The organism is Chitinophaga sp., from assembly GCF_035761305.1.
Lineage (GTDB): Bacteria > Bacteroidota > Bacteroidia > Chitinophagales > Chitinophagaceae > Chitinophaga.
The window spans coordinates 1-8,239 of sequence record NZ_DASTRI010000139.1 but is presented as its reverse complement, the minus strand read 5'-3'; the positions used below and the strand labels follow the sequence as shown (position 1 = coordinate 8,239).

Genomic DNA, 8,239 nt, shown 5'->3' with positions numbered 1-8,239 from the left:
ATTGTGCACTGGGCTGCTGATGCGGAAGAGCATAACCGCATAGTGCTGTCGCTGCTGCAGCAGCAGGGCGTAAAACGCATGGTAAAAAGTAAATCCATGCTAACGGAAGAATGCCATTTAAACCACTACCTGGCAGAAAATGGCATAGAGGTGATAGATACGGACCTGGGCGAACGTATTGTGCAGCTGGCCAAAGAGCCGCCCAGCCATATTGTGCTGCCCTGCATCCATAAAAAGAAAGAGGAGATAGGGGACCTGTTCCACATTCACCTGGGCACGCCGGCAGGCAATGCCGATCCGCAGCTTCTTACTGCAGCTGCCCGCCAGCACCTGCGGGCCGAGTTCATACAATCCCGTGTAGCCATAACCGGGGTAAATTTCGCGGTGGCGGAAACCGGGGAATTTGTAGTATGTACCAATGAAGGAAATGCAGATATGGGCGCCCACCTGGCCGATGTGCACATTGCCTGTATGGGCATTGAAAAAATAATTCCGCAGCGCAAACACCTGGGCGTGTTCCTGCGCCTGCTGGCCCGCAGCGCCACGGGGCAGCCCATTACCACGTACAGCAGCCATTTCCGGGCGCCCAAACCCGGGCAGCAGCTGCATATTGTGCTGGTAGATAATGGCCGCAGCCGGCAGCTGGGGCGTGAAGATTTCCGCAATTCCCTGAAATGCATCCGTTGCGGGGCCTGTATGAATACCTGCCCCGTATACCGCCGCAGCGGCGGGCATAGCTACCATAGTGCTATTGCAGGGCCTATAGGGTCTATACTGGCGCCTAACCTGGATATGAAACAGTATGCCGATCTGCCTTTTGCATCCACCTTATGCGGCTCCTGCTCCAATGTATGCCCGGTGAAAATAGACATTCACCAGCAGCTATATAAATGGCGGCAGGTGCTGGTGCAGGATGGGCAAACCAAGGCGGCCAAAACCGCCGGCATGAAGGCAATGACCACGGTACTATCCCGCCCGGGGCTGTACCGGTTTGCCGGCAAAATGGCCCGCTGGGTAATGCGTGTAGCCCCTGTTGTGGTAAATAACCGCTTAAATCCCTGGTACAAAGAACGTGAGCTGCCATCGCCGCCATCCGAATCTTTTGCGGCATGGTATAAAAAGAACCGATGAATAATAACAGCAGAGATAAGATACTGGCCGCTGTAAAGAAAAACCAGCCTCCGGCCGGCGCACTGCCGGACCTGGGCGCTTTTATTACGCCGGCTCCTGCCAGCCTGGAAACCTTCAGGAAGGTAGCGGAAGGCATGGGCAGCCATTTGCTGGAGATTGCCGATGAAGCGGAAATTCCGGCTTTATTGCAGCAGTACTATCCCAACATGCAGCAGGTGATAACCACCGACCCGCAGCTGCACCCGCAGGCGGCCACCTTTGACTGGGTTACCGGCGACGGGCGACAGCTGCAGCAGGCCGATCTGGCCATTGTAAGGGCGCAGCTGGCCGTAGCAGAAAACGGGGCGCTGTGGTTAACGGAAAAGGAGCTGCAGGTACGTGTGCTGCCGTTCATTGCACAGCATTTGGCGGTGGTGGTGGATGCAGCAACGCTTGTACCCACCATGCATCATGCGTATGAGCAAATAGGCGGGCCGCAGGGTGGTTTTGGCGTGTTCATTGCGGGCCCCTCCAAAACCGCCGATATAGAGCAGTCGCTGGTGCTGGGCGCGCACGGCGCCAAAAGCCTTACCATCATTATAAAGAAGTAAAGAGGTACCGCACATCATATACCCGTACAACCCTGTACAATGTATGCCGTTCATACAAGCCGTATACAATCATTGGTACACGGTGCGTGGTTGCTGATATTAATTACTGCGGTGCTTTAAGCTATTATAGCAGCAGGCAGCGCGCTACCCCGGCTGTTGTGGCGCAGCAGCATAGCTGCAGATTGTTCACGCGTTCAATTGCACGTTATGAAAACCGCTTTCAAGATGCGCCTCAAACCCGGTTTTGCGGCAGAATACCGGCAACGCCATGCCGCCATCTGGCCGGAGCTGCAGCAGCTGTTAAAGGATAACGGCATTTATGACTACACCATCTTCCTGGATGAGGACACCCACACCTTATTTGCCGTGCAGCAGCAGTCCGGCGCCGCCACTTCCCAGGACCTGGGCGCCCATCCCATTGTACAACGCTGGTGGGCCTCCCTGGCCGATATTATGGAAACCCACCCCGACAACTCCCCGGTAAGCACCCCGTTGCAGCAGGTATTCCATATGGATTAAAACAAACAAAAGACTTTGGAAAACAAACAGTTGGGCAGATACGCAGTGAGAATAGCATTAGCCTGGGAAAAGCGATGAAGGATAAGTGATCGGGAAAAGGTAATTAGGGGATCAGCGCCCAATGATACGTGACCGGCGACAAGCGAGGCAGATAAACAACGGTGGTGCACAAGACCAACGTAAATAGCAGCCATTGTCTAAGGACGTTGTTGTAATAGGGTAGTTCCCGGTAAAGATAGCTGGGACAAGCAAAACAGGTAAGTACAGGTAAATACAGCATGCAGGCAAATACAGTGTACCAGCAAATACGGTGTACTGGCAAATACAATCAATACAGGCAATTAGTAAATAAGGGTCTTCAGCCAACGCAGGCTCCCGATAGGCCCAAAAAGAACCTTGGCCGGCGTGCCACGCTTGATGAAGCCGTATCGTTTCCTGATCTCTATACGACCTGTAAAAGCCTGATAGGCTTACCTAACAGGCGGGCGCAGTTCTTTTGGGCCTACGGGAGCCTGCAAACACTGGCAGTATTCAATCAGGGAGCCAGGTACAACCTTAGCAAACACTGGCAGCATTCAATCAAGGAACCATGTACAATCTTGGCAAAACAGGCAGTATTCAATCAGGGAGCCATGTACAATCTTAGAAACACTGGCAGCATTCAATCAAGGAAAGCCAGGTGAACAAGCAGCAGCTGCGACGTCAATCTCAACCGCCAATCTAATCTATAGCAAGCTAAACAAACACCGGTAGCGTTCAAAAAAATATTAAAGTGAATTCCGCAATATCAACTTAAACGGGTTCTTTACCTTATCTGTACACTTATCCAGTATCATCTGCGCAGCAGTAATCCCCATCTGCTCATGATCAGTAGAAATTACGGTAATGCCGTCCAGCAGTATTTCCTTCAGCAGCGTTTCATTGTAGGAAACAATGCCTACGTCTTTGCCAATGGCCAGGTGTTTGTTCCGGCATATCTTCACCAGGTTCACCAGGTCGGTTTCCTCTATTATAATAAAGGCCTGCCCGGCTTTAACAGGAGCGCTCATTTCCAGGCCTTCCTCCATTACGGAAAAGTCAAAATCATGCATGCGGCAGAAGTACTGGAACCCTTTTCGGATCTCCGGGGGGTAGGGGATAATGCTGCCGGGGTTTACAAACACCAGGCTGCGGTATTTTTTCAGGGAAGGGAGGGCTTCATACAGGGCTTCATAAATATCCTTTTCAAAGTTCTGGCATACAACGGCATGCCGGCCGGTAATGCCTGGGAGGTCTTTATCCAGCAGCACCAGCTGCTGCGGGGGAATGCGTTGAATGATTTCCAGCACTTTTTCCGGCTGCTCGTAAAAGTGCGGCATAATTACATAGTAGTCATAATCGCCCAGGTGGTTGCTGATAAGGTTATCAAACAGCTGTACATTGCTGTGGTGGATGTGCAGGTCTACGAATACCCCTTCGCCCAGGGTTTTTACAAAAGCGTTGTATATCTGTTTCTTATAATTACTGATCTTGTTAAACAGCAGCAGCACCCGCAGGGGCATGTTTACATCCGTGCGGTTAATGAAATACCCTTTGCCTTTCACCGACAGTATCACCTTTTTATCCCGCAGCTCTTTATAGGCTTTTTCCACGGTGCCCCGGGAAAGCAGGTATTGTTCGCTGAACTCATTAATGGAAGGTATTTGTTCATCCCGGCGCAAATCGCCATCCCGTACCGCAGCCATAATGGAATCTACAATTTGCAGGTACACCGGAACTTTACTGTTGGTATCAATATGCAGCGGTTTCATGGTTGAAATATAATGAAAAGACGGTAAGGGAAAAAGCCGGCGCCGGGCCGGGAGGCATATTTATACAAGGGGTATATAAACGGGACGGCTGCATGAAAAAATTATAATTTAATTTTTCTTCCATTTTAACTGAACAATAAGTATATTAGTAGTGTTAAAGAGTTAACTGCCAACAGAAGATGCAAGCCATGTGAAAAACTGATGGGTATTGTTTTAGCAAAAATATCCACTAGCTGGTATATCCTCTGTGTTATCTATTAAATGCTCACCTACATTAAAGAAAAACTAAAAGGCTGTTCGTAAGCCACGGCTTAGTGTATATTATGCACAAAATCACTATTGACGGGCTTTTATAAACCATTAGCCGATAATTCTACTATTAATATGAGATGTTATTGATATTTTAAATTAAAAAATCTATCAATGATGAGCTTGTGTTGATGGAACTTTTCGCTTTAATACATAGTATTGCAGGCAGAAAAGTAAACCCCAGGTCCACGTTTGAAGCACATATGAGAGTGAAGCAAGGGGCTCCATAATTAAAAATAAAAATTAATACATAGATACATCGTAGGTAGGTTTTGAAAGCAAAAGGTTTCATTAGTTAAATATCAACTAGGAATAAACGCTTGGTGTACCCCTTTGTATGCCAACGAGCACAGTTCAACATTACATTCAGTTATATCAGCATTAACATAAACTATTTTTAACACACATGTTAAAAAAGTCGCGAATAACCCCTTCCTGGCTTATTCTGATTTTAGACCTGGTCTGCGCAGGGGTGGCAATGCTGTTTGCATTGCTGTTAAGGTTGAATTTTGACCTGGAGGCATTTACGCTTTATCCACTGGGGAATATATTTTGTATAACGGTTGGCGTTACACTGGTTTTTTCCCTTTTGCTGCGCTCCTATAAAGGCATTATACGCTATACCAGTATAACGGATGTAGGACGCCTTTCCTGCCTGAGCCTGGCCTGCGCGCTAATCTATTACAACATAAACTGGTTCCGGCTGCTAAACCAGCACAAGTCTATATTTCCTACATCCGTTATCGTGATAGACTTCTATGTCGCCATTTTTATATGGTTGTCTTACCGCTTAGCCGCCAAATGGTTTTTCCGCTTTTACTGGCGGCGGAACAGCGAGAACAAAATCAGGGCCGCGGTATATAATACAAGTCATGCCGGTATGATGGTGCGTAAGCTGATCAGCGAAAATACAGATGCCACCGTTCGCGTGGTAGCCTTCCTGGAAAACATTAACCAGCTGGCAGGTAAGCACCTGGAGGGGCTTCCCATTTATAGCGCCTGCAAAGCCTCCCTGGAAAGACTGGCAAAACATGAGCGCATAAAGCTGCTGATCATTGCAGATGACAGCATAGAACCAGCGCTGCTGAATGGGTTGCTCGACATCTGCGTATCGCTGAACATACGGGTGCAGAAAGTGCCGCCGGTAGACCAGTGGATCAACAACGGCTGGAATAATACCCAGCTGAAAGATATAAATATTGAAGACCTGCTGGAGCGTTCTGTCATTAATATACAAAACCAGTATGTAAGCAAAGAGCTGAAAGGCCGTTATGTATTGGTAACAGGAGCTGCCGGCTCCATTGGCAGCGAACTGGTACGGCAGCTTATTAAGCATGCCCCCGCAACAGTTATTTTATGCGACAGCGCCGAGTCGCCGCTGCATGAGCTGGAGCTGGAAATTGCGGAAACCACGCAGGATGTAACCGTGATCCCCTTTATCGGCAATGTGTGCGACCGCCAGCGCATGCAGCAGCTGTTCGAGATCTATGCACCCTCCATCGTATACCATGCGGCAGCGTATAAGCATGTGCCAATGATGGAAAAAAATCCGTCCGTGGCCGTTATCAACAACGTAATGGGAACCAAAACACTGGCCGAGCTGTCGGTGGCCTACGACGTGGAGAAATTCATAATGGTATCTACCGACAAAGCAGTGAACCCTACTAATGTGATGGGTGCTTCTAAAAGGATCGCTGAAATATTCACACAATCGTATAACCGTTACCTGCACGACAATTACGGGAAAAGTGCCGGTAAAAGCCAGGCCCCGCCCACCCGTTTCATTACCACCCGCTTTGGCAACGTGCTTGGCTCCAACGGCTCCGTTATTCCCCGCTTTAAAAAGCAGCTGGAGCATGGCGGCCCGTTAACAGTTACCCACCCCGAAATTACCCGGTATTTCATGACCATCCCCGAAGCCTGCCAGCTGGTGCTGGAAGCAGGCGCCATGGGACGGGGAGGAGAGATATTTGTTTTTGATATGGGCAGGCCCGTAAAAATAGCAGACCTGGCCGAAAAGATGATCCGCATGAGCGGCCGGGAACCCGGTAAAGACATACAGATCACCTACACCGGCCTGCGGCCCGGTGAGAAGCTGTATGAGGAGCTGTTAAGCACCGCGGAGAATACGATGCCTACCTATCACGAAAAAATAATGATAGCCAGTGTAAGAGAGTATGATTTTATAGAAGTAAAGGAAACGATCGTGCAGCTGATCAACACAGCGTATAAGCACTATATAACGCCTACAGTAGCGCTTATGAAAAAGCTGGTGCCGGAATTTATAAGCAGGAACTCCGCGTTTGAGCAGCTGGATGAAGAAAAAGTAATTATGTAAAAACGTCATTATATAACCCATTAAATAGTAACTGAAATAAGGCATGATTCGAGCGGCATTTAGCTTACGCAGCAGCGTACAAAATTGGATACAGCTTTTTATCGGAATGGCAATTTGTTTTTATTGTTCATCTTGTTCTGCACCTAAGAATATTACCTACTTCCAGGATATGCCCGACACTGCAAAACATAGAATAGTAGAAATGTCTGCATTTTATACACCCGTAATACAGCCGGATGACATATTACAGGTGTCTATACAAACACTGGACCCCAGCGCAACGGCATTATTAAACCAGCAGAACACCGCCAGCTGGCCGGTTAGTCCGGGCGGCACCGGGCCGGCAAATAATACCGGCAACACCGGTGTTGTAGCAGGCTACCTGGTAGATAAAGACGGGTATGTAATGTTACCCCTGATCGGTAAAGTAATGGTAAAAGATAAAACCACCGGTGAGGTAAGGGATATCATACGTACCAAAGCTGCAGAGTTTTATAAAGACCCGGTAGTGAATGTACGGTTCGCAAATTTTAAGGTAACGGTGCTGGGAGAAGTAACGCGGCCATCCACTTACATAATGCCCAATGAAAAAATCACGCTGCTCGACGCTATTGGCGCTGCCGGCGATCTTACCATATACGGAAAACGGGAAAATGTGCTGCTGATAAGGGATAATGATGGTAAGAAGGAATTTGTACGCTTTAACCTGAACGACAGTAAGATATTCAGTTCTCCCTATTTCTACCTGCACCAGGGCGATGTTGTATACGTTGAGCCTAACAAGTCAAAAGTGGCTTCTACCGATATGGCCCAGGTAAAAAGGCTATCCATTATGGCAACTGCATTAACGCTTTTAATAGTAGTTGCATCAAGAGTTAAGTTTTAATTTATGAATGAGAAAACACTGGTTAATGGGGTGAATGGCATGGATGCCATTTTTCACAATGATGATGAACAGAATACCGCGGTTGACTTCAGGAAAACCCTTGACAGGATAATCCGTTATTGGTACTGGTTCCTGATTTGCGGATTATTCGGGCTTTTTCTTTCCTGGCTATACCTGCGCTATGCAACACCCAGCTATAGAATAAAAGCCAAAATATTAGTGCAGGATGATCAGAAAGGAGGGGATATGCCCGGCGAAGAAATACTGAGCCAGCTGCAGCTATTCAATGATAAGAACAGCGTTGACAATGAGGTGGAGATATTAAAATCACGCACGCTGGTAGAAAAGGTAGTAAGGGATATGGCGTTGAACACCAGCTATTTTGTAGAAGGGCGGATTAAAAAAACAGAGCAGTTTGAACACCTGCCCTTTGTATTTAACTGGATTTACCAGAAAGACAGCCTGCATAATGTAAGCTATCAGCTGCAGCCGGTAGGTGAAAAGGGATTTACCCTTACCTCCGGCGATTTGTCCCTCAAAGCCGCCTGGAATGATACCCTGCACCTGCCGGAAGGAATTGTTTGTGTGCACCGCAACGACTTTTACCCCCTGGCATATGACGGCTACATTATAAAACTGAGCTCCGTTGATAATACAGTTAGCCAATACCAGCAGC

The 8,239-nt window shown here is 48.0% G+C and carries 7 protein-coding genes; 6 read left to right on the top strand and 1 reads right to left on the bottom strand.

Going from position 1 to position 8,239, the window contains the following annotated elements; all coding sequences use genetic code 11:
* The 3 genes from VFS25_RS12070 to rhaM all read left to right on the top strand — a co-directional run.
* The coding region (locus VFS25_RS12070; protein ID WP_326462402.1) for a lactate utilization protein B at window positions 1-1,131 on the top strand (1,131 nt) is incomplete at its 5' end.
* Window positions 1,128-1,721, top strand: a complete 594-nt coding sequence (locus tag VFS25_RS12065) for a LutC/YkgG family protein (protein WP_326462401.1) — start codon at window positions 1,128-1,130, stop codon at window positions 1,719-1,721. The genes VFS25_RS12070 and VFS25_RS12065, both read left to right, overlap by 4 nt.
* A gap of 207 nt (window positions 1,722-1,928) precedes the next feature.
* On the top strand, window positions 1,929-2,240 hold the full coding sequence (gene rhaM / locus VFS25_RS12060) for an L-rhamnose mutarotase (RefSeq protein WP_326462400.1): 312 nt from the start codon (window positions 1,929-1,931) through the stop codon (window positions 2,238-2,240).
* Between the two features lie 767 nt (window positions 2,241-3,007).
* On the opposite strand, the gene VFS25_RS12055 is transcribed toward rhaM, so the two are convergent.
* Window positions 3,008-4,030, bottom strand: coding sequence for a substrate-binding domain-containing protein (locus VFS25_RS12055; RefSeq protein WP_326462399.1), 1,023 nt, complete (start codon window positions 4,028-4,030; stop codon window positions 3,008-3,010).
* Window positions 4,031-4,745: 715 nt separating this feature from the next.
* Here VFS25_RS12055 and VFS25_RS12050 point away from each other — a divergent pair.
* From VFS25_RS12050 to VFS25_RS12040, 3 genes are all read left to right on the top strand, one after another.
* Window positions 4,746-6,677, top strand: coding sequence for a nucleoside-diphosphate sugar epimerase/dehydratase (locus tag VFS25_RS12050; protein WP_326462398.1), 1,932 nt, complete (start codon window positions 4,746-4,748; stop codon window positions 6,675-6,677).
* Window positions 6,678-6,879: 202 nt separating this feature from the next.
* Entirely contained in the window at window positions 6,880-7,563 is a 684-nt protein-coding gene (locus VFS25_RS12045; protein ID WP_326462397.1) for a polysaccharide biosynthesis/export family protein, read from the top strand.
* 3 nt (window positions 7,564-7,566) lie between these two features.
* Window positions 7,567-8,239: Wzz/FepE/Etk N-terminal domain-containing protein (locus tag VFS25_RS12040; RefSeq protein ID WP_326462396.1), on the top strand; the 673-nt coding region annotated here is incomplete at its 3' end.

What these genes read in the sequence shown, in the direction of transcription:
- VFS25_RS12065 (WP_326462401.1), top strand. Translation starts at nt 1,128, where the DNA reads ATGAATAATAACAGCAGAGATAAGATACTGGCCGCTGTAAAGAAAAAC.
- rhaM (WP_326462400.1), top strand. Translation starts at nt 1,929, where the DNA reads ATGAAAACCGCTTTCAAGATGCGCCTCAAACCCGGTTTTGCGGCAGAA.
- VFS25_RS12055 (WP_326462399.1), bottom strand. Translation starts at nt 4,030, where the DNA reads ATGAAACCGCTGCATATTGATACCAACAGTAAAGTTCCGGTGTACCTG.
- VFS25_RS12050 (WP_326462398.1), top strand. Translation starts at nt 4,746, where the DNA reads ATGTTAAAAAAGTCGCGAATAACCCCTTCCTGGCTTATTCTGATTTTA.
- VFS25_RS12045 (WP_326462397.1), top strand. Translation starts at nt 6,880, where the DNA reads ATGTCTGCATTTTATACACCCGTAATACAGCCGGATGACATATTACAG.